Here is a 19,844-nt window from a genome sequence, read left to right as displayed (position 1 = left end):
TGCAAAGAAAGAGAAGGGGAACGCTCTAATTATGGACCATTCTAAATTGTCTCGATCAGTCACTAATTCGAAGATATTGCATGTGCCTATATACGAAAAAGATGAGCTGCAAACTCGCTCAGTTGCTGTGGCGGGAGTAAGTATGTTGATATTCATATTGCTGCGCTCGCTGTGGAGTAATGGCCTTTTTTTTGACAGAGATATGTTGCCCGTCGCTCTAATCTTGTTATTGTTTGCTGTAGGTTTGCTACTATATAAGGTCGTGTTCCCGCTAATACGCTTGAATCGAAGCACATACACGGCGCAAATGGCAACTGTTGAACAAGCGGATCATTTCATCTACCCCCATTCAATGGTGCACATGGCTCAAATGCCGCTCATGTTGTATTTCCCATTTTACGTTGCTGTATGCTACGGTGCAGCACTGCTACTAGAACCAGCTTCCATGTATGGGACAGAGCTGCAATTGATCCGATGGAGCATGTATACCGCTTGGGTTATTGTATGGTGGAGCTTCTTAACGGGTAACAAAGGTCATACGACTTGGAAGTTGTTCTATGGTGGGATTGGGATCGTGGGACTTGTCAGTAGCCTAGCATCCCTATGTATGCTTTATGGTATTTTTGCAGCAGATACAGGAGTCATGCGAAGTGATAATGAGCAAATTTCGGCACTAGGCTTTCGGCTAGCAGGTTGGGTGCAATATCCGAATGCTCTAGGGGCAATCGCGGGGTCATTCGCGCTGCTTCATTTATTTGCGGCTGTACAAGCGGACAATCGTTACAAGTGGTTATTGGCCACTATTCCGTTAGTACCACACTTAACGGTGCTGGGACTCACAGAGTCACGAGGCGCTTGGTTAGTCATGCTGGTCGTCTGGGGAATAGGTACGCTAACAATGAAAAAACAGCGTATCGCTTATATCGGATGGTCTATCTGGTTTATGGTGATCAGCTTTGCAGCGGTAAGTGGAACAGCGGCGTTATGGTTACAACAGAGCAGTTTAATTGCCCTTCCATTTTTGTTGCTGTGGGTAGGTTCTATTGTGGCGAGTTTATACATTGGTCGAAAAGGTGTTCTCGTGCGCGGTGTAATCATAGGGTTGCTGCTCGTTGTGGGGCTAGCTTTGTTACCAGCGCATGCGACAGACCGACTTACTGAGCATTATGAAACGGCAGGGGCGCGCACGCTTATTTATGCAGATGCCTTTCAATTGTGGCAGGTGTCACCTTGGTTTGGCTCGGGCGGTGATGCATGGCGGCAGCAATTCGCAAGTATACAAAGTGAGCCTTACGTGGGAAAAGAGGTTCATAGCAGCGTGCTTGATTTGCTGCTTGATATTGGCCTAGTAGGCACACTGCCAGCTCTGGGCTTAGCTTGTTGGGCGCTTGTGTCCGCATGGCGGCGCCACGTTGGTATGGCAATGGCAGCGACTACGCTTACGCTGCACAGTGTGTTCGATTTTGATATGGCCTATGGCTTTATCGTACTGCTGTGGCTGTCGTTTCTCATACTGGCCATATCGTACAACAGGAGCGAGGAACGTGTGGAGTGGATAGCCGATCATTCTGTGCGTGGCAAGATGATAATCGGCAAGGCGCTCATGCTCGTCGTGCCGCTCGCGGTCGTAGCGTTGCTTGGCGTATGCCATCTTGTGGCACAGCTCTTGACCGCAGCTACCAGCGATGGCATCAACGGCAGCTCTGCTGTTGGCGACGCCTCTAATACGGGCGTGGCCGTGCGCAACAAGGCGCAGCTCCATGCCGCTGCGCTGCGCCTCACACCGGCCAACACGGCGCTACGCATTGCCGTGGCGAGCCGCCTGCCCGCGCCCGAAGCCGCCACCCTCCTAGCGGAGGGGCTGCGGTACGAGCGCTCGGGCAAGCAGCTCTACCGCGAGCTTGCGCTTGCATTCGGCGCCAGCGGCCGCCCGCAGGACGCCGTCGCCTATTGGGAGGCGGCGATCCAAAGTGACCGTTACGACCGCGCCTTGCAGACGGAAGCGGTCGAGCAGCTCGCTGCGCAGGCACTGGCCGCAGCAAGAAGAGGCGAACAGCGTCATGCGCTCATACTAGCGCAAGGCGTTGAGCAATTGTTCGCCAAATACGAAGCTGAGGTGCGGCACCTAGAAGCGATGCCGCACCCCGCCAACGATAAGAAGTTTATGCTAACTGCTGATGCTGAGCGCGCCATGATGAGCGTGCAAATGATATTACTATTATCGGATTAGCTAGGTTGTTTGCTCAAGCCATCATGTCCCCTCATACATACACTAAGTACGTTATATCAACGTATGGAAGGGGAATGGAGATGAGCTTGAAGCTAGTACGTCCACCTAGAAAAGATCCAGCAGGGAAAAGTACATTTGCTCGCAAGAGCATTGCTCCTAGCAGAATCACACCAATTGGGCCCATTTTTAGTCGCCTGACTGTCGTTTGGGTGAATAGAAACGGAGTGCCGTTCAACACAACCGGATTTTTTGCCCTTGCCTTTGTAGGTAACACCTTAATTAGTACAGCTTTTTTTGACAACTTTGGGGTCGTTCGTTTTAACAACATTAACACGCTCACTAACGTTCCGATCACGATACGTACCTTTAATGCAGCCGGTTTCTTGTTCCGAACGCGTCACATCCCAGCAGGTGTCGAAACGTTTGCCATTATTGGTTAACAACGATCCCATCATTCCGCGATTCCACGCCGAGAAGCCCAACTCCACTATGAGTTGGGCTTCTCGTATTACCCGCCGAACGCTTGGCGAAAGCTTGCTGACAGCTTTGCTTGCTCTACATTCCACAATGCTGCCAATTCTTCGCTCACGGCTTCATCCCACCAATCAGCAAGCTTTTTGCGATTTTTATGATTTTCATGAATCCACACTGAGTTGTGAATCACCTTTTTAAAATACAATTCTTCTCCTTGCTTCAACAGTTCCTCCGGTATCCATACATTCAGCCGTTTCACGGTGCGATACAGTTCCATGCTGCAAGCACGGCGAATTTTACGGGCAGAGGGGAGGGAAGATTCGTGCTGCTCTTTGGGTGGTCTCAACGAGGAAGCTCCTTTCTATGCAGGGCTATATCCCAACATATGCAGAAGCGTGCCAGAGCGTCGCTGCTCTGATAAATCAGTCAATCACAATATAGCCGATCATCGGTCCGCCATGCCGTGCATCAGCATGATTCAGACAGATGATGCGGTAAATGCCTTCCTCAGCGCGGAACGTCACGACCGTTTCCTTGTTTTTTTCAATCGTACCGCGCACATTAAGCCCTTCAATCTCGAACTCATGCTTATGACCATTTACACCTAAAATACGCAACTCGACACGTTCTCCTTCATTCGCGTACACAGTTCCAGGATCAAATCGGTACACCTCCAACTCCTGTCCACTATCCGTCTTCGTCTTAAACTCGCCCGTTACCATATGGATAACTCGAGTCGTCTGTGGTACTGCTTGTGCTGCCCTTTGCTCCGCCTGCAATGATTCATACCGCCAAAAGGCAGCTGCCACCATTATCGCAACTAATACAATCGTTCCAAGTCGCCATTGTTTGCGACTCACGACCCAAAAACGAGACATCTCTCAACACCTCCGTATCGTACCTTCACAACTAAAGTGATCACCTCTCACTGTACAAGTTGTGCTAGTCCATACGTGATGTATATGTCCTTTCATGGTCCTACATACCTGTACGAATCCTCATATGCACCTACCTCGCGTAGCGTCTGTTCGATCTTCTTGGCTGCGGAGCTGCTGAAGGCACGCACTTTAAATGCGTCTGGTAAATTTTTGGAGACATGTCCACCCATGTGCTAGAATAAAATAATTACAAAAACAGGAAAGAGGTTCGCCATGGAGTTCATACATCGCATCGTTAGCACGCTATTTGACTGGATTCAAAGTTTAGGCGAGTGGGGCATTATGCTTGGTTTAATGCTTGAAGTCATTCCGAGTGAAATCGTGTTGGCGTACGGGGGCTATCTCGTTTCAACAGGTGCCGTTCATGTTGTAGCAGCGATATGCTTTGGCGTTATTGGCGGCGTACTCGCGCAGCTGTTCATATATTGGCTTGGTCGCTACGGAGGTAGGCCTTTTTTGGAGAAGTACGGTAAATACATATTTATTCAAAAAAAGCATATCGATCAATCCGAGAAATGGTTTGAAAAATACGGGACAGGCGTCATTTTTACCGCACGCTTCGTTCCTATCGTTCGTCATGCCATTTCGATTCCGGCGGGCATCTCGCGGATGCCGGTATGGCGCTTTACATTGCTAACGACACTTGCTGTCATTCCGTGGACGATCTTTTTTGTGACGCTCGGTTACATGCTTGGTGACCGTTGGCAACAAATTGATGAGGCGGCTGCACCTTACATCAAACCGTTTATTCTGATTGCATTGTCCCTTCTTATCGTGTATGTTGTCATTAAATACACGATTTTGCGCCATAGGAAGGAGCATACAATATGAGTAAAAATGTAGCAGACGTCTTGGGTAAAGGTCTTTCTCCGCAATCATATATCGACACCATGGAAAAAAATAAAGATAAATTTCAAGCGTGGTCCGATCAGTTTGCGTGGACGAGCGATGAGGAGCGCGAATTTTTTGAGTCGCTGCAATTCCGTGACGATTTGCGCTGCCTGATTATTGCGGCGGAGTGGTGCGGCGATTGCGTACGCAACGTTCCAGTCGTATTGCGCGCGCTCGAAGCGACACAAATCCCTACGGAAATACTTATCATGGAGCAGTTCACGGAGACGTTGGACAATTTCCTGACGTTAGGTGGACGTTCGATTCCGGTCGTTATTTTCGCAGATACAGGCGGACATGTACTTGCACAATGGGGACCTCGTCCGGTTGATGTACAAGCGCACATGGTTGCCTTCAAACAAGCAAATCCAGACCGCGAAGCAGCGGACTATCAAGATAATCTTAAAGTCGTGAAACAACAAATGCTGGTGCAATACGGTGAGGGCACTGCGTACCAAGCGCGTATCGTAAATGAATTGCGTGAAGTGTTGTCGGCTTTGTAAGTGAAAGGAAGGGATCTACATGTTTCACATTTCAAGCTTTGCTCTAGGACCGTTTGAAACGAATGCATACGTATTGAAAAATGAGGAGACTAACGAAGCGATCGTTATTGATCCGGGCGTTGGTCCTGATCAGTTGCTAAAAGCGCTTAAAGGCGTTAAGGTACAGGCGATTTTGCTCACGCACGCTCATTTTGACCATATTGGCGGGTTAGAACAAGTACGAAAAGCCCATGGCTGCCCCGTCTATATTCACAAAAATGAACAAGAATGGCTGACAAACGCCGAGCTGAACGGCTCCGCGAGGTGGCCTAGTATGACAGCGGCTATTTCAGCGCAGCCAGCAGAGCATTTGCTCACACATGGCCAGACGTTGGAGCTGATTGGACACACGTTCCAAGTGCTGCATACACCGGGACATTCCCCTGGTAGTGTTAGCTTTGTACATGGCAGCCATTTGTTCGCGGGCGACGTACTGTTCCATAGGTCTGTTGGCCGTACTGATCTGGAAGGTGGGGATCATGATCAGTTGATCCGTTCCATCAAAAATAAGCTGTTCCCGCTAGGCGATGAAGTTACCGTCTACCCAGGTCACGGACCAAAGACTACGATCGGTTATGAGAAGACGCATAACCCATTTGTATAACCCATTGTCACATTTAAGCATTGAGATAAGCATGTTGGTATGCTGCTCTTAATGACCTTCATAAACGCGCTGCACGTTATAACGATACGTTAACGTGCAGCGTATTTTAATATGTCTTACACTTCTATCATTGAACATAAAGCACAGAGGACGGTGTTCTAATGCTTCATGATTCCAATCATCTCGCTAATCGCGCATCCAATCATTCCAACCCTTCTTCTCACGCGCATGCCGATATCCTGCACCAAGGCCAAGAACACCAAGAGAACCGAGAATGCCAAGAGCGCCAAGATCGACAAGATCGAATAGGGCGTTTACAAACACTGTTACGCACGAAAGGCTTGGACGGTTTTTTATTGACTCACAATGTAGATTTATACTATTTGACCGGTTCCATGCAGACAGGCTATGCCTTTATACCTTGTGAGGGGGAACCGATATTCTTCGTCAAACGTAGCATCACGCGTGCCCAGCAAGAGGCAGTTATACGTGTAGAGCCACTAGGCTCGTTTCGTCAATTTGCGGACACATTAGCCTATCATTATCCCGATATGCAGCAGCGTGAACAGTGTGCACAACCCGAGCATCTCGACCAGCCCTGCCAATCTGAAGAATCTAGCCAGCCCGAGCAACCTGTAATCGCATCCGAGTACGATGTACTCCCCGTTCAGCAATGGGAACGTTTAAGGAAAGTGCTGCCTCATGTCAGATGGACAGACGGCTCCACACTGCTGCGCGAGCTGCGTATGGTCAAATCTCCTTCGGAAATAGAACGTATCCGTACTGCCGCAGCTGCCGCTAAGCTTGCTGTTGAAGAAGCGGTGCGCCATATTCGAGTGGGTATGACCGAGTTAGCGTTCATAGCGCATATCGAGCATACGTTACGATTGCAAGGCCATATTGGCATGATGAGAATGCGCGGATACAATCAAGAAATTATAACGGGGATGGTAGCTGCCGGAGCTGCGGCGGCAGAACCGACTTATTTCGACGGCCCAGCAGGTGGCCGTGGATTGACGCCTGCGAGTCCACAAGGCGCAAGCTGCCATACGATTGCGGCGAACGAGCCCATTTTGGTCGATATTGGCTGCTGCATCGACGGGTATGTCATTGACCAGACGCGCACGCTCGTTATCGGTCAATTAGATGAAGACTTGCAACGGGCCTATGACGTTGCCTCGTCGATTCTTCGTGCAACAGAAGCAGCTTTAAAGCCGGGGACAAGCTGCGAATCCCTTTACGAGCACGCATTGAACATGGCTGCTGAAGCGGGACTGTCTGCTCATTTTATGGGCTATGGCGCAGACCAAGTGAAGTTTCTTGGCCACGGAATCGGGATGGAAATCGATGAGTGGCCTGTACTGGCGCGTGGATTTACACAAACGTTACAGCCAGGCATGGTAATCGCTGTAGAGCCAAAGTTCACGTTTCCAGGTCGCGGCGTGGTCGGAATTGAGGACACGTATGTCATTACAGACGACGGCTGCGAGAAACTGACAATGGCTCCCGATGGACTGTACACGATCACGAGTGTTACAGATGAGCACGATTAGGTTCTACCTGTACAACTTCTCGCCCAAAGCTAGCATCGTCCATTACTGACGGACATTTGATCGGAGCTGTCTCATCCACACAAGATGAGTAGCTCTTTTGCTGATCGTAACATTTACAGCCCTCCTTTTTTTTAGTACGATAAAATATGTACAAACTTCAGCACGTACCGACATTTTTTTGATCGTATCGTGCTTATTTATAAGAAACTGCGTTAGGGGGCAATTGACGATGCATCCTTTGGGAGAGAAAGTGCTTATCGTTGCCGACCGTTTCGAGCAGAATTTGCCTATCGGGGACTACGGCTATATTATCGCTTATGACCGCAATGCGGATAATGCTTTTGATTACGTCGTTCGAGTTCCGAATGCGAATCGCAACTTCTTTGTACCCGCTTCCGATATTGAGCGTGAAGATTTGCTCTTACAGCAGGAAGTCGAACGCATCGAGCGGGAGGCGCTCATTGACTTTGCGCTAGCGACACGCAATGAAGAGCTATTCCGGCGGCTAATGAATGACGAAGAAGCGGAAGACACGGAAGAAATGGATCCGCAAGACATATTGACGCAAGAAGAGTTCGTCCGTCAAGTTAACTTGCGGGCATGGATCTAGTCGACATATATCGTGTAACGGAAGTACTGTAACGGAAACACCGGCGCAGCGAGGAAAGCCCGCGGCGCACCGGTGTTTTTGCTTTAAACCTTTTCTAGTTGCCAATATGCTGGACAAACAGGTGGACATGCACATATACGCCACCTGCAAATGTCATATAGTTCCAAGTGATTCATTGAGTTGAATCCGCTTCTAAGCTATAATAAAAGGATGAATTTGCCCATCTGGGCGTAAGGAGGAACAGTTAGGATGAGCATTGGTATTCAGGATGTCGAACACGTGGCTAAGCTTGCTCGGCTCAATTTGAGCGACGATGAGAAAGAACGTTTTACAGAGCAGTTGAACGCCATTTTAAAATATGCTGAAAAGTTGAATGAACTAAATACGGACGACGTACAGGCGACAACTCACGTTTTGCCTATTAAGAACGTGATGCGTGAGGATGAAGTCCGTCCATCGCTTCCAATTGAACGTGTAATGGCTAATGCACCAGAAGAGGAAGACGGCCAATTTAAAGTTCCAGCAGTGCTGGATTGATGCAGTAAAGGAGGATTTACGATAGTGACGCCATTAGATATGACATTAGCTGAATTAAGACAAGCGTTAACAGACCGTAAGCTGTCTGTTTCTGAACTCGTCGATGCATCTTATCAACGCATTACAGCAACGGAAGAACAAGTGCAGGCGTTTTTGACGCTGAACGAAGAAGCAGCACGTGAGCAGGCGCGTCAGTTAGACGGGCGCTTGGCAGAAGGTGCGGCATTGAACATGTTGGCAGGTTTGCCGGCAGGTGTTAAAGATAACATCGTAACAGAAGGGCTGCGCACGACATGTGCTAGCCGTTTCTTGGACAACTACAACCCTATTTACGATGGAACGGTATCCCGCAAGCTGAAAGCAGCGGATGTCGTTACGATCGGTAAATTGAATATGGACGAGTTCGCGATGGGTGGTTCCAATGAGAACTCGGCTTATCAAGTAACACGTAACCCTTGGGACTTGGAACGTGTACCTGGGGGCTCTAGCGGTGGCTCTGCTGCCTCAGTAGCGGCAGGACAAGTTTACTTTTCTTTAGGCTCTGACACGGGCGGCTCCATTCGCCAGCCAGCATCGTATTGTGGCGTGGTCGGCTTGAAACCAACTTACGGTCTCGTATCTCGTTTCGGGCTAGTCGCATTCGCGTCTTCTCTTGACCAGATCGGCCCGATTACGAAGAACGTTGAGGATTCTGCGCACGTGCTGCAAGCTATTGCAGGTTACGACAAGATGGATTCCACATCGGCTAACGTTAACGTACCGAACTATGCGGAAGCATTGACAGGCGATGTCAAAGGTCTGCGCATTGGCGTGCCGAAAGAGTATATCGGTCAAGGTGTCGATCCAAAAGTCAAAGAGGCCGTTATGCAGGCGTTGCAAGTGTTTGAGCGACTCGGCGCAACATGGGAAGAAATTTCGATGCCGCATACCGATTATGCGGTGGCAACGTACTACTTGCTGGCATCGTCGGAAGCGTCTTCGAACTTGGCGCGTTTTGATGGCGTGCGCTACGGCGTACGTGCGGACAATCCGGACAACCTGCTTGATTTGTACCATCAATCCCGTAGCCAAGGCTTTGGCACAGAAGTGAAACGCCGCATTATGCTTGGAACATACGCGCTCAGCTCCGGCTACTACGACGCGTACTACTTAAAAGCACAGAAGGTGCGCACGCTTATTAAGCGCGACTTCGATCAAGCTTTTGAACGTTACGACATTTTGCTCGGGCCAACGGCGCCAACGACGGCGTTCCGTATCGGCGAGCAAATTAACGATCCGCTTGCGATGTACTTGAACGATATTTTAACGATTCCGGTGAGCTTGGCGGGCGTGCCAGCTATCAGCGTACCGTGCGGTTTGGCTGACGGGTTACCAGTCGGCTTGCAATTGATCGGTAAGCCGTTCGACGAAGCGACTGTACTGCGTGCAGCGCATGCGTTCGAACAGGATACGGAGCATCATAAGCTGCGCCCGCAGCTGTAATTGGAGGAGGATTCATCATATGCCGAGTGCAAAATATGAAACGGTCATCGGTTTAGAGGTGCACGTTGAGCTGCATACGAACTCAAAAATCTTTTGTGGCTGCTCGACTCAATTTGGCGCACCACCGAACACGCACACATGTCCGATTTGTTTAGGACATCCTGGCGTGTTGCCGGTACTGAACCGTCAAGCGGTTGAATACGCAATGAAAGCGGCAATGGCGCTTAACTGTGAGATCTCATCGGTCAGCAAATTTGACCGCAAAAACTATTTCTATCCCGATTCGCCTAAGGCTTATCAAATTTCTCAAGCGGATCAGCCGATCGGACTAAACGGCTGGATCGACATCGAGGTGGACGGCAAGACGAAGCGTATCGGCATCAACCGTCTGCACTTGGAAGAAGATGCAGGTAAATTGACGCACGTCGATGGCGGCTACGGTTCCTTGGTGGACTTTAACCGTGTAGGCACGCCGCTCGTCGAAATTGTATCTGAGCCGGAAATATCCTCTCCTGAAGAAGCGAAAGCTTACTTGGAGAAGATGAAAGCGATTATGCAATATTGCGACGTATCCGACGTTAAAATGGAGGAAGGTTCTCTTCGTTGTGATGCGAACATCAGTATTCGCCCACACGGTCAGGAGAAGCTTGGCACACGTGCGGAATTGAAAAATATGAACTCCTTCCGCGGTGTACAGCGCGGCTTGGAATACGAAGAAGAGCGTCAAGCGGACATCTTGGACGAAGGTGGACAAGTTGTACAGGAGACGCGTCGTTGGGACGAGGCACAAGGACGTACGATTTCGATGCGCGGCAAAGAACAGGCGCATGATTATCGCTACTTCCCAGACCCTGATCTCGTAACGATGCTTATCGATGAAGAGTGGAAGGAGCGCGTTCACGCATCTATTCCAGAGCTTCCTGACGCACGTAAAGCTCGCTACACGTCCGAATTCGGCTTGTCCAGCTACGATGCAGAAGTGATCACTTCTTCCATGAAGCTGGCGGACTTGTTCGAACAAAGCTTGCAGTACACGTCCGACGCGAAAGCGGTCGTGAACTGGATCATGGGCGACCTGCTCGGATTCCTCAACTCCAATGGCTTGGAAGTTGATGGCGTGAAACTGACAGGTCAAGGCTTAGGCGAAATGATCGGCCTGATCGAGAAAGGCACGATCAGCAACAAAATCGCCAAAACCGTGTTCAAAGAAATGCTTGAATCCGGCAAATCACCACAAGCGATCGTCGAAGAAAAGGGACTCGTCCAAATTAGCGACGAGGGCGCGATCAAAGCGATCGTAGAGCAAATTGTTGCTAACAACCCGCAATCGGTAGAAGACTACCGTGCGGGTAAAGAAAAAGCAATTGGCTTCCTTGTCGGCCAAGTGATGAAGGAAACGAAGGGTAAAGCCAACCCGGGACTCGTTAACCAACTGCTTATCGATTGCCTGAAGCAAGCTTAACCTAGACCTTTTACAACAATTTGAACAGCAGCTCGACACAATAGAGCGGAACAGCAAGCTATTACCATTCATGTCACGCAGACATGTTATAGCGAGGTTCCGCTCTTTTTTTATATATTCAACTTTTAACGGGGGGAGTATGTATGATTAAACGCTTAAATTTGAAAGATATAAATACATTAAAGCAGTTGTGGGCCTTGCAACAGGCTGCCTACCGCGTAGAAGCGGATAAGCTTGGCTTTGATAAAATACCGCCTTTAATGGAGACGGAACATCAATTAGCGAGTGTACAAGAAACGTTTCACGGCTGGTGGCAAGATAATCAACTTGTTGGGGCTGTATCCTACGTTGAAGTCAAAGCTGGCGTCATTGATATTTACAGGTTAATGGTGCATCCTGATTATTTCCGTCGTAAAATAGGCTCCACATTACTCGATTTTGTTTTAGAGCTGCCTGACATCGATACGCATTATATTGCAACAGGAGTTCGTAATGAACCAGCCTTGGAACTATACAAGCGCAAAGGGTTTAGTATCGTCGAGGATCAAGAAATTGCGCCGGGAGTTTGGTTGCGGCATTTAGAACGAACAACATCAAAAGCTCATTTGCTTTAGTACATAAGGCAAGTAGGTAAGGAGGGTATCGTCTATGGACGAAGTGGCAGTTGCAACATCAGGAGGACTACATAATCCTTGGCTTATTAGCAATATGAATCTGGGTGTGCGTCTGTTAATGGCGATGCTGCTCGGTGGACTTGTCGGATTTGAACGTGAAAAGCACAACCATCCTGCTGGACTACGTACCCATATTCTGGTGTGCCTCGGTTCTGCACTGATTATGCTGTTGTCTATGTATGGTTTCTCGCAATTTATATATGAAGGCAATGTACGTGTTGACCCAGCCCGCCTTGCTACAGCCGTCATAACGGGGATCGGATTTCTAGGCGCTGGCACGATTATATTTACAGGCAAATCCATTGCCGGTTTAACGACCGCCGCTTCGTTATGGGTAGTGGCTGCGATCGGCTTGGCTGTCGGCGCAGGCTTTTATTTTGCCGCTATTATTACGACACTGCTCGTCATCGTCAATCTGTTTGTGTTTAACAAGCTGGAGCAGCGCTATATGACCGGTGAAAAAATCCAGCTCCTAACCGTCGTGACAAACGGTTCTTCCCATTCACTCAATCAACTTCATGCCTACTTACAAAACAACGATATCACCGTGAAAAAGATGTCCCTACAGCATAAACATACCTTTTCGAATGACGATAACTATGAAGCAGGGCAGACAGAATGGCAGCTTATCATTGGCGTGCCGAAGTCGTTCTCTATTTTACCTGCGGCAGCAGAAATCGAACAAATTAAAGGGATTCGTTCCGTTACATTAGAGTGAAATCAGAATAAATAACAGACAATTGTCGAGTTCTAACCTAGACTTAAGTCGGTGAAGCCTTCCTAGACTCTGGAAGGTTTCTTTGTATTCGTCATCCCTATTACAATTAATGTAACAATAAAACGGGATGGACGTGAATACAATGTTATTTCAAAAGTCGGATGAATGGATTGTGCAAAGAGTGCTGGAAGGCGAGAAAGAAATGATGCGGATTTTGGTGGAAAGACACCGCCCCTTTGTGTTAACGTGTATTTGTCGGACGGTTAAAGATCGTCATTTAGCTGAGGACATTGTACAGGAAGTCTTCGTGAAGGCGTATCGCGCTTTGCATACGTATCGTGGGGATGCGAAATTTACGACGTGGTTGTATCGTTTAACGTGCAATCAAATGATAGATTCATTGCGCAAGCAACGTAGAGGCGGACGTCTGGAGCAGATTGAGTATAACCATACCGAATTATTAACAGACGGCTGGAGCAATGAGCCAGAAGAGTATGTGGTGAAACAAGAACATTGCGAAGAGGTTAGACGTACGCTCAAGCAGCTTCCTGATAAATATCGGTCGGTGATGGAGCTTTATCATATGCGTCAACAGTCATATGCTGAAATAGCAGAGAAACTTCACATGCCTGTTCGAACGGTAGAGACACGGCTATATCGCGCTAAGATGCTTTTCAAAAATGCATGGACACAAGCTCAGACCTTAAAAGCTGGAATAACCTAATTCTAATAAATGATTAGCTAGGAGAATTAGACGATGAGCAATCAAAAAGGTAAGACAAGTGAAGAATCATTTATACGTGAAAGAATGGAGCGAATCGAACGCATGCAGCCCATTTCCCAGATGCAATCTTTTAATTCTTCTACGCCTCCACGCAAGAGTAAATTTGTAGCTGTACTGCTCTCACTCTTTTTTCCGGGACTCGGACATTTTTATTTGCGTCTGATGCAGCGCGGATTATTGATTATGATGTTTTTAATGCTCGACATCGTTGCCATCGTATACTTTACGACGAAAGATGTTGCGACGAATGTCCCGCTCATTGTTCTGCTGTCGCTCATGCTACCTGTCATTTACTTCTTTAATTTATTCGATGCCATGCAAAATACAGAAAAAGTGAATGAGCAAGCGATGTATGGTATTGCGTCCGAACCTACTAAACAAGGGCCGTGGTTTGGTGTTCTGTTTGTATCTTGTGGTGTCCTTATGTTGCTGCTTACGGTTGATCCGAGCTGGTTGGGCTGGTTCTTCACATACGGCGGTTCCTATGCTGGAGCAACTGTACTTATTGGTGGAGGCATATATTTGCTCTATAAGGAAACGAACAACAAGTCTTAATGTCAATTTAATAAGGGGGCTCAGAAGCTGCTATGGTTAAGGTTGGAAGAATAACAGCGTCGATCTTACTCATTGTGGTCGGTGGGATGTTATTAGCAGACCAACTGTTTGCAAGCCGTAGCCTCGCCTTAATTGCAAAATGGTGGCCAATCGGGCTTGTTATGTGGGGGCTTGAATGGTTATGGCAAAGTTGGTATTTAAAACGCTCCACACACGAGTGGAAACTGGATTGGAGCGGGATGGTTCTTGCTTTTGCCGCAGCTTTAGTCGTCATCACCGTTTCTCAACCACAACTATTTCGTGATTGGATAAAGGGAATTCAATTTGATTTCTCCATGATGAAGGTCATGTCAGAGGGTCCTGGATTGAAATTCGAACAACCTGCACAGACTTATAAGCTGACGGCACAGAGTAAACAAATTACGATAGCAAATGATAATGGCAAAGTGTTCGTTCGTTCAGCCGACGTTGATGAGCTTCAAGTTGACGCTACAGTGATCGTGACAGGATTGAAAAATGACGAAGCGCAGCAAGTAGCCAAACAATCTCGTATCGAAGTGAAAGAGAGCAAGGCAGGTCAATTGTCGGTTAGTACGAAAAGCGGGATGCCTGTGAGTGGCCGTCAACAAGCACGTATGGACGTTACCGTTATCATTCCTAACCATCTCGATTTACATGTAAATGTCGTGAACCGTAACGGTGATGTAGAAGTGCAACGAGTTCGAGGTGACGTTCAAGTGAAGACTCACAACGGTGACCTGCGCTTGCAGCATATCGGTGGGGAGTTGAATGCAGAAAGTCGGAATGGAGACATTGATATTAAGCAGGTAACACGCAGTGCGGTTGCGAACTCACAAAGTGGCAATATTACGATGAATAACGTAAGTGGGCATGCGACGGCTATTACTCAAAATGGCGAGATTCAGATTAATGAAGCAGATGCCAGTGTTAGGGCTGAGACATTAAACGGTGATATCATGATTGAGTCCAAACAAGTGAGAGGCAAATGGAATGCACAAAGTTTGGCAGGTGACGCTGTCATTCGGTTTCCAGAAGCTGCAAATGTTACCGTGAGTGCAACGAATCAATTTGGAGATATAACCTCGGATTTTTCAATGACAAGGACAAATGAAAAAGAGGGTACTATACTAGGTACAGGGGAATTCCCGATTCACATTGAGGTGAATGGTGACATACGGATATTAGCCTACTAGTGAAAAGCGCGCTATACGATATAAGGATTGACAAATTGAAAAGCTACCCCGTACAATGGACATAAGTATTATTTGTTAATAATCGTTATAATGTACGATATACCCGATATCAAAATATAATGAGCGGAAGGGCGGTGGAAAGATGAACACACGGGTACAGCATGCATTAGAACAATTGAAAACGTCCGGCGTACGCATCACACCGCAGCGTCATGCGATTTTAGCATTTTTGATGGATTCCATGACCCATCCGACAGCTGATGAAATATATAGATCGCTAGAACCTCAATTTCCGAGTATGAGCGTGGCAACTGTCTATAACAACTTGAAGATGTTTATAGAGGCTGGTCTTGTTAGAGAATTGACTTATGGGGACAGTTCCAGTCGATTTGATGCAGATGTGTCCGATCATTATCATGCGATATGTAATGATTGCGGAGAAATCGTTGATTTCTCGATGCTTGGCTTGATAGAGGTTGAGAAGACAGCAGCACACAGTACCGGATTCGTTATCACGGGTCATCGTATGGAAGTGTATGGTGTTTGTCCACAGTGTGCGGTTAAGGTGAAGCATTAGTCAATCCCGTACCATTTATCGTTAACATGTTCAAAGCGCGCAGCAGTTAGCTTGCGGGCTTTTTTTATTTGCCATTTGATCTAATGTTTAAGGTTTGTTAACGTGATAGTTAACTTTTATTCATGACAAGATTTTGGGAGGAGAACAGGTTGAGTAAAAGAAACACGCAAAAAAAGGGCTGTGGTGGATTTTTATTTATTATAGTAGGACTCCTTGTACTCGTATTAGGTGCTTGGAAGGTTTGGGAGCAGTGGGGACCTGCACCACAATATAAAGCGAATGAAATGGGAAGCGTAGATCAACCGTTGACGTGGAACGGACAATGGAGCGGTTATGGCTCGAAAGGAAAAGGGGACCAACTGCTTGTACCTATTGAGGCCGTTAAAAAAGGGATCACCACACGTGTTTTTGAGGAAGGTGATTCCCGACGTATTATTTTGACATCTAAAATGAATGTGGCTGTGCTTGAAGTAGGCGAGTCCAAAGGGAAATGGAACGGTCAGGACATCGATTGGGGAGTAGAGCCTGAGCGTGTGGATGGACAAGTATTTATTCCGATGACAGCACTTGAACGGTTGTATGGTGTACAGGCAGTTCAATACGAATCGACGGGCGGAGTTCAAGTTCGTTTTCCTGGGCAGACCATTCAGCTTGGGGTTATAAACGAACAGCAATCAACCGCTGACACAGTCACACTTTACGAACAGGCGGATAAACGTTCACCAGAAGTAAGCCAGCTTGCGTCAGGAACACCCATTACAATGTGGAAAGAACAAGCGGGATGGTTCTTAATAGAAGATAACGGTGGCCGACTAGGTTATATCGCTAGCGACTCTATTGAACAAAAAGGTTCAGAAACGGTTGAGAAACAGCCTGTGCCACCGAAGCCGAAGTTTGTCGAGGAAGGGCATTCTGTTAGTTTAGCGTGGGAAGCTGTTTATTCACGTAACCCAGACACGGATACCTTACCTAAGATGCCAGGCGTGAATGTGATTAGTCCAACGTGGTTTAGTTTGGCTGATGAGCAGGGGAACGTGAAGAGTAAAGCCGACTCCAAACTATTGGATTGGGCTCATCGCAATGGCAAGCAAGTCTGGGCATTGTTTAGTAACAGTTTTGATCCTGACTTAACGACCAAAGCTTTATCGACCTATGAGCGTCGGGAAACAACCATTAATCAGTTACTGGACTACGCCAAACAGTACCGTATTGATGGCATTAATATCGACTATGAAAATGTAAACGTAGAAGACCGCGATGTATTAACGCAATTCGTTCGCGAGATGACACCTCGACTTCATAGCGCGGGGCTAGTCGTATCCATTGATGTGACTGCTAAATCTGGTAGCTCACGCTGGTCTAAATTTTTGGACCGAGGACCGCTCGCAGAATCGGTTGACTTTATGATGGTCATGGCATACGACGAACATTGGGCAACGAGTCCAAAAGCGGGCTCAGTAGCCTCGTTGCCTTGGACCGAAACCGCCGTCACACGAATTATGAAAGAGGACGGCGTGCCTGCAAATAAACTTGTACTTGGGATGCCGCTTTATACACGAATTTGGACAGAGACAGAAAAGGATGGAGAACGTAAAGTATCTTCCAAAGCAGTGGGAATGCGTACGATACAAGAATTGCTTAGTAAACAACAGCTGAAGCCAACATTTGCGGAGCAAGAAGGTCAAAATTATGTGGAGTATAAGGAAAATGGCACACTCCAACGCATTTGGATTGAAGATGAGCGTTCCATTAAAGCGCGAATTGATTTGGCCAAACGGCTTGATTTAGCTGGTGTAGCTGCATGGGCACGTTCATTAGGTAATGCAGAGATTTGGGACATCATTCATTATTAATAGAACATAAACAACGAGCGGCCAATCCCATTCAAAGGATTGGCCGCTTTTCTTTCATTATTAATACTCTTTAAGGTAACTGAATCTTAGGATAACGTTGTTTGCTTGTTACTGTGGTTCGTGTCTAATTCATTTTCGTCTTCGAGCGGTGTAGTCGCTTTGTTTGGATCCAGTGTCAAAATCGTACGACAGAACATGCAACGATCCGTTTTACCTAGCATTTTCGTGTGGCGTTCGCATTCAGGACATTGTAGAACGACTGCGCTAGTAGACAACATGCCTGCCCAGAAGTAGACAGCCATACTAGCAAGCAAGCCTATCATACCGATTACTAGGCACACAGCTGCAACAGCTCTGCCTGCAACCTCCCAGATCAGTATTCCGCCAGTGCCCAAAATCATTAAGCCCATTCCGGACATAGTCAATACAAGTCCCCATAAACGAAATTCGTTTATTTTACTCGTTTTAAACAACCGTTGTTTCAAATTCATCTTTGACTCTCCTATTCGTCTTTTAAATGTTTTTTCATGCTTAGAAGGAAAGAGAGATAGTATGTAGAATTATAAACTATCATCGGTTGTTAAAGAAAGCCAAAATAAAGTGTGGGATTAAGATGGTGGAAAATCTGATGGATAGTCCGTTCTATCATGTAGTGCAATGTAGCAACGTGAGCGCGGTGCTTGTTTGGAATCGGCAAAAAGATAAACATACTGATTTATGTGAAACAGATTGGAGCAACTACGTATTAGTAGTAGAACGGGAGTTGACATCTTCGCCCGACCAATGCGGTTCAGTTTGGGATTCAATTTGTCAAATGGATGGGGAGACAAGCAGAGTTCGGTTTAACCGGATACGACCCGAGCGTATTATGGAATGGTGCTCGTCTTCGGATGCTCATCTTCTAAAGGACAGGGTAGATGGAGTTACAATATTGAAAGACACAGATGCTGTAAACGAAACTATCCAACAGCACTTTCATAAAGCGAAGCAGGAAGCTGCTTCCCTTGAACTATTGTCAGAATTCGCTTGTTGGCTACAAATGACTCGGCAGTCTAGACGTCTGCTACAGCAAGGAATGCCACTGGATGCTTATCACAAGTTAGAAGAGGCTTTTTGTTATTGGGCCAGAATCGTCGTACTTGAGCATGGTGAGAAACCAGAGCTTGCGATATGGCAGCAAGTAAAGTCACATCATTTAGGCATCTACAAAATGTATGAAGAACTATCATGTAGTACAGAAACGTTGGCGCAACGAGTAGAGTTAGCATTGCTAGCATGTGAGTTTTCACTTACATCCAAAGCTAAGCAATACTGTGAGCCGTTGTTAAGTTGGTTGCGTAACGAACAATTAGTCGTTTCATTAATAGACATTCAACAGCATTTCAACTATAAGAATCTACATGATAATCTTCCGGTGCTTCTGCATAAGCTTGTGAAAAGGGGTTATTTGCAGGAACGGCTTGTGGAGGCTGATGCGGATCGACTAAAATGCGGGCTCGTTCCCGTATACTCTTGGATTGATCAGGACGAAGCATAATTGGCCATGAAGAAGTAATCTATATATGAAACAATAAGAGTCGTTCCGACATAGGTGCGGCTCTTATGTATAGTTGAGCTTGTGGTTGTAAATAGTGTATAGAAGCAATGGAACAGTCGGTAGCGACATGTAATAAATTGTATGTATTAAAAGTGTTGACTCTTAATGAAATGGTGTGATATATTAATACTCGTTCTTCTGAAGAACACTTCTTCGAAAGAACAGCACAACTTAACGAAATAACCAGTACTGACAAGGAGTTAGAAAGTTAACTTCGAAGGTGCTGAAAAAAAGTTAAAAAAAGTGCTTGACGAAAAAGAACGAACATGATATATTAATTAAGTCGCCGCTGACACGGCGCTGAAATAAAGTAAGTGAGACGAGCAGTCGAACTTCTGAATTTCATAAAGAAGATTGTTCTTTGAAAACTGAACAACGAGCGAATCGTTTGAAATAAGAAATTCACTTAGTGAATTTCGTCAGCATTACAAATGAGCAAGTCAAACACTTTTATGGAGAGTTTGATCCTGGCTCAGGACGAACGCTGGCGGCGTGCCTAATACATGCAAGTCGAGCGGACTTGATGGAGTGCTTGCACTCCTGATGGTT

Annotated in this window: 21 protein-coding genes and 1 rRNA gene (1 of these 22 running past the window's edge); 19 read left to right on the top strand and 3 right to left on the bottom strand. The window is 46.9% G+C overall.

What is annotated here, in order from left to right; all coding sequences use genetic code 11:
- Window positions 1-31: 31 nt before the first annotated feature.
- Together KIK04_RS06700 and KIK04_RS06695 are read left to right on the top strand one after the other, a co-directional pair.
- A complete protein-coding gene (locus KIK04_RS06700) occupies window positions 32-2,230 on the top strand; it encodes an O-antigen ligase family protein (protein ID WP_232277506.1) in 2,199 nt (732 codons plus the stop codon).
- 80 nt (window positions 2,231-2,310) lie between these two features.
- Complete coding sequence (locus KIK04_RS06695) at window positions 2,311-2,670, top strand: hypothetical protein (protein ID WP_232277505.1); 360 nt, start codon at window positions 2,311-2,313, stop codon at window positions 2,668-2,670.
- Window positions 2,671-2,738: 68 nt separating this feature from the next.
- On the opposite strand, the gene KIK04_RS06690 is transcribed toward KIK04_RS06695, so the two are convergent.
- Together KIK04_RS06690 and KIK04_RS06685 are read right to left on the bottom strand one after the other, a co-directional pair.
- On the bottom strand, window positions 2,739-3,050 hold the full coding sequence (locus KIK04_RS06690; protein WP_232277504.1) for a dehydrogenase: 312 nt from the start codon (window positions 3,048-3,050) through the stop codon (window positions 2,739-2,741).
- Between the two features lie 76 nt (window positions 3,051-3,126).
- Window positions 3,127-3,582 carry a cupredoxin domain-containing protein gene (locus KIK04_RS06685; RefSeq protein WP_232277503.1) on the bottom strand — a complete coding sequence of 152 codons (456 nt, stop codon included), beginning with the start codon at window positions 3,580-3,582 and terminating at the stop codon, window positions 3,127-3,129.
- A 273-nt stretch (window positions 3,583-3,855) separates the two neighbouring features.
- Between KIK04_RS06685 and KIK04_RS06680 the strand changes: the two genes are divergently transcribed.
- The 15 genes from KIK04_RS06680 to KIK04_RS06610 all read left to right on the top strand — a co-directional run bounded on the left by KIK04_RS06680 (window position 3,856) and on the right by KIK04_RS06610 (window position 17,698).
- On the top strand, window positions 3,856-4,473 hold the full coding sequence (locus KIK04_RS06680; RefSeq protein ID WP_232277502.1) for an undecaprenyl phosphate transporter UptA: 618 nt from the start codon (window positions 3,856-3,858) through the stop codon (window positions 4,471-4,473).
- Window positions 4,470-5,036, top strand: coding sequence for a thioredoxin family protein (locus KIK04_RS06675; RefSeq protein WP_232277501.1), 567 nt, complete (start codon window positions 4,470-4,472; stop codon window positions 5,034-5,036). The genes KIK04_RS06680 and KIK04_RS06675 overlap by 4 nt, the downstream gene beginning before the upstream one ends.
- 19 nt (window positions 5,037-5,055) lie before the next feature.
- Window positions 5,056-5,679: an MBL fold metallo-hydrolase gene (locus KIK04_RS06670; RefSeq protein ID WP_232277500.1), complete on the top strand. Its 624-nt coding sequence runs from the start codon at window positions 5,056-5,058 to the stop codon at window positions 5,677-5,679.
- Between the two features lie 161 nt (window positions 5,680-5,840).
- The gene (locus KIK04_RS06665; protein WP_232277499.1) at window positions 5,841-7,232 is read left to right on the top strand and encodes a M24 family metallopeptidase; all 1,392 of its coding nucleotides are present in this window, start codon (window positions 5,841-5,843) and stop codon (window positions 7,230-7,232) included.
- Between the two features lie 229 nt (window positions 7,233-7,461).
- Window positions 7,462-7,842 (top strand): ATPase, encoded by a 381-nt coding sequence (locus tag KIK04_RS06660; RefSeq protein ID WP_232277498.1) that lies wholly within the window; start codon window positions 7,462-7,464, stop codon window positions 7,840-7,842.
- A 249-nt stretch (window positions 7,843-8,091) separates the two neighbouring features.
- A complete protein-coding gene (gene gatC / locus KIK04_RS06655) occupies window positions 8,092-8,379 on the top strand; it encodes an Asp-tRNA(Asn)/Glu-tRNA(Gln) amidotransferase subunit GatC (protein ID WP_232277497.1) in 288 nt (95 codons plus the stop codon).
- 24 nt (window positions 8,380-8,403) lie between these two features.
- On the top strand, window positions 8,404-9,861 hold the full coding sequence (gene gatA, locus KIK04_RS06650; RefSeq protein ID WP_232277496.1) for an Asp-tRNA(Asn)/Glu-tRNA(Gln) amidotransferase subunit GatA: 1,458 nt from the start codon (window positions 8,404-8,406) through the stop codon (window positions 9,859-9,861).
- 19 nt (window positions 9,862-9,880) lie between these two features.
- Complete coding sequence (gene gatB, locus KIK04_RS06645; protein WP_232277495.1) at window positions 9,881-11,323, top strand: Asp-tRNA(Asn)/Glu-tRNA(Gln) amidotransferase subunit GatB; 1,443 nt, start codon at window positions 9,881-9,883, stop codon at window positions 11,321-11,323.
- Between the two features lie 143 nt (window positions 11,324-11,466).
- Complete coding sequence (locus tag KIK04_RS06640; protein WP_232277494.1) at window positions 11,467-11,937, top strand: GNAT family N-acetyltransferase; 471 nt, start codon at window positions 11,467-11,469, stop codon at window positions 11,935-11,937.
- Window positions 11,938-11,971: 34 nt separating this feature from the next.
- Complete coding sequence (locus tag KIK04_RS06635) at window positions 11,972-12,715, top strand: MgtC/SapB family protein (protein WP_232277493.1); 744 nt, start codon at window positions 11,972-11,974, stop codon at window positions 12,713-12,715.
- Between the two features lie 127 nt (window positions 12,716-12,842).
- Entirely contained in the window at window positions 12,843-13,439 is a 597-nt protein-coding gene (locus KIK04_RS06630; protein ID WP_232277492.1) for an RNA polymerase sigma factor, read from the top strand.
- Between the two features lie 33 nt (window positions 13,440-13,472).
- Entirely contained in the window at window positions 13,473-14,054 is a 582-nt protein-coding gene (locus KIK04_RS06625; protein WP_232277491.1) for a TM2 domain-containing protein, read from the top strand.
- Window positions 14,055-14,086: 32 nt separating this feature from the next.
- Complete coding sequence (locus KIK04_RS06620; protein ID WP_232277490.1) at window positions 14,087-15,268, top strand: DUF4097 family beta strand repeat-containing protein; 1,182 nt, start codon at window positions 14,087-14,089, stop codon at window positions 15,266-15,268.
- 142 nt (window positions 15,269-15,410) lie between these two features.
- The gene (gene perR / locus KIK04_RS06615; protein WP_232277489.1) at window positions 15,411-15,845 is read left to right on the top strand and encodes a peroxide-responsive transcriptional repressor PerR; all 435 of its coding nucleotides are present in this window, start codon (window positions 15,411-15,413) and stop codon (window positions 15,843-15,845) included.
- A 149-nt stretch (window positions 15,846-15,994) separates the two neighbouring features.
- Window positions 15,995-17,698, top strand: coding sequence for a glycosyl hydrolase family 18 protein (locus KIK04_RS06610; protein ID WP_232277488.1), 1,704 nt, complete (start codon window positions 15,995-15,997; stop codon window positions 17,696-17,698).
- A gap of 86 nt (window positions 17,699-17,784) precedes the next feature.
- Here the strand turns inward: KIK04_RS06610 and KIK04_RS06605 are convergent, their stop codons facing one another.
- Window positions 17,785-18,189: a DUF2614 family zinc ribbon-containing protein gene (locus KIK04_RS06605; RefSeq protein WP_232277487.1), complete on the bottom strand. Its 405-nt coding sequence runs from the start codon at window positions 18,187-18,189 to the stop codon at window positions 17,785-17,787.
- 86 nt (window positions 18,190-18,275) lie between these two features.
- On the opposite strand from KIK04_RS06605, the gene KIK04_RS06600 reads away from it, so the two are divergent.
- Both KIK04_RS06600 and KIK04_RS06595 read left to right on the top strand, forming a co-directional pair.
- Window positions 18,276-19,235 carry a hypothetical protein gene (locus tag KIK04_RS06600; RefSeq protein WP_232277486.1) on the top strand — a complete coding sequence of 320 codons (960 nt, stop codon included), beginning with the start codon at window positions 18,276-18,278 and terminating at the stop codon, window positions 19,233-19,235.
- Between the two features lie 509 nt (window positions 19,236-19,744).
- Window positions 19,745-19,844 (top strand): 16S ribosomal RNA (locus KIK04_RS06595) (it continues 1,451 nt past the right edge of the window).

The organism is Paenibacillus sp. 481, assembly GCF_021223605.1.
Lineage (GTDB): Bacteria > Bacillota > Bacilli > Paenibacillales > Paenibacillaceae > Paenibacillus_B.
Note: the sequence above shows the minus strand (reverse complement) of the source record. Positions and strands in the feature narration are given on the sequence as shown.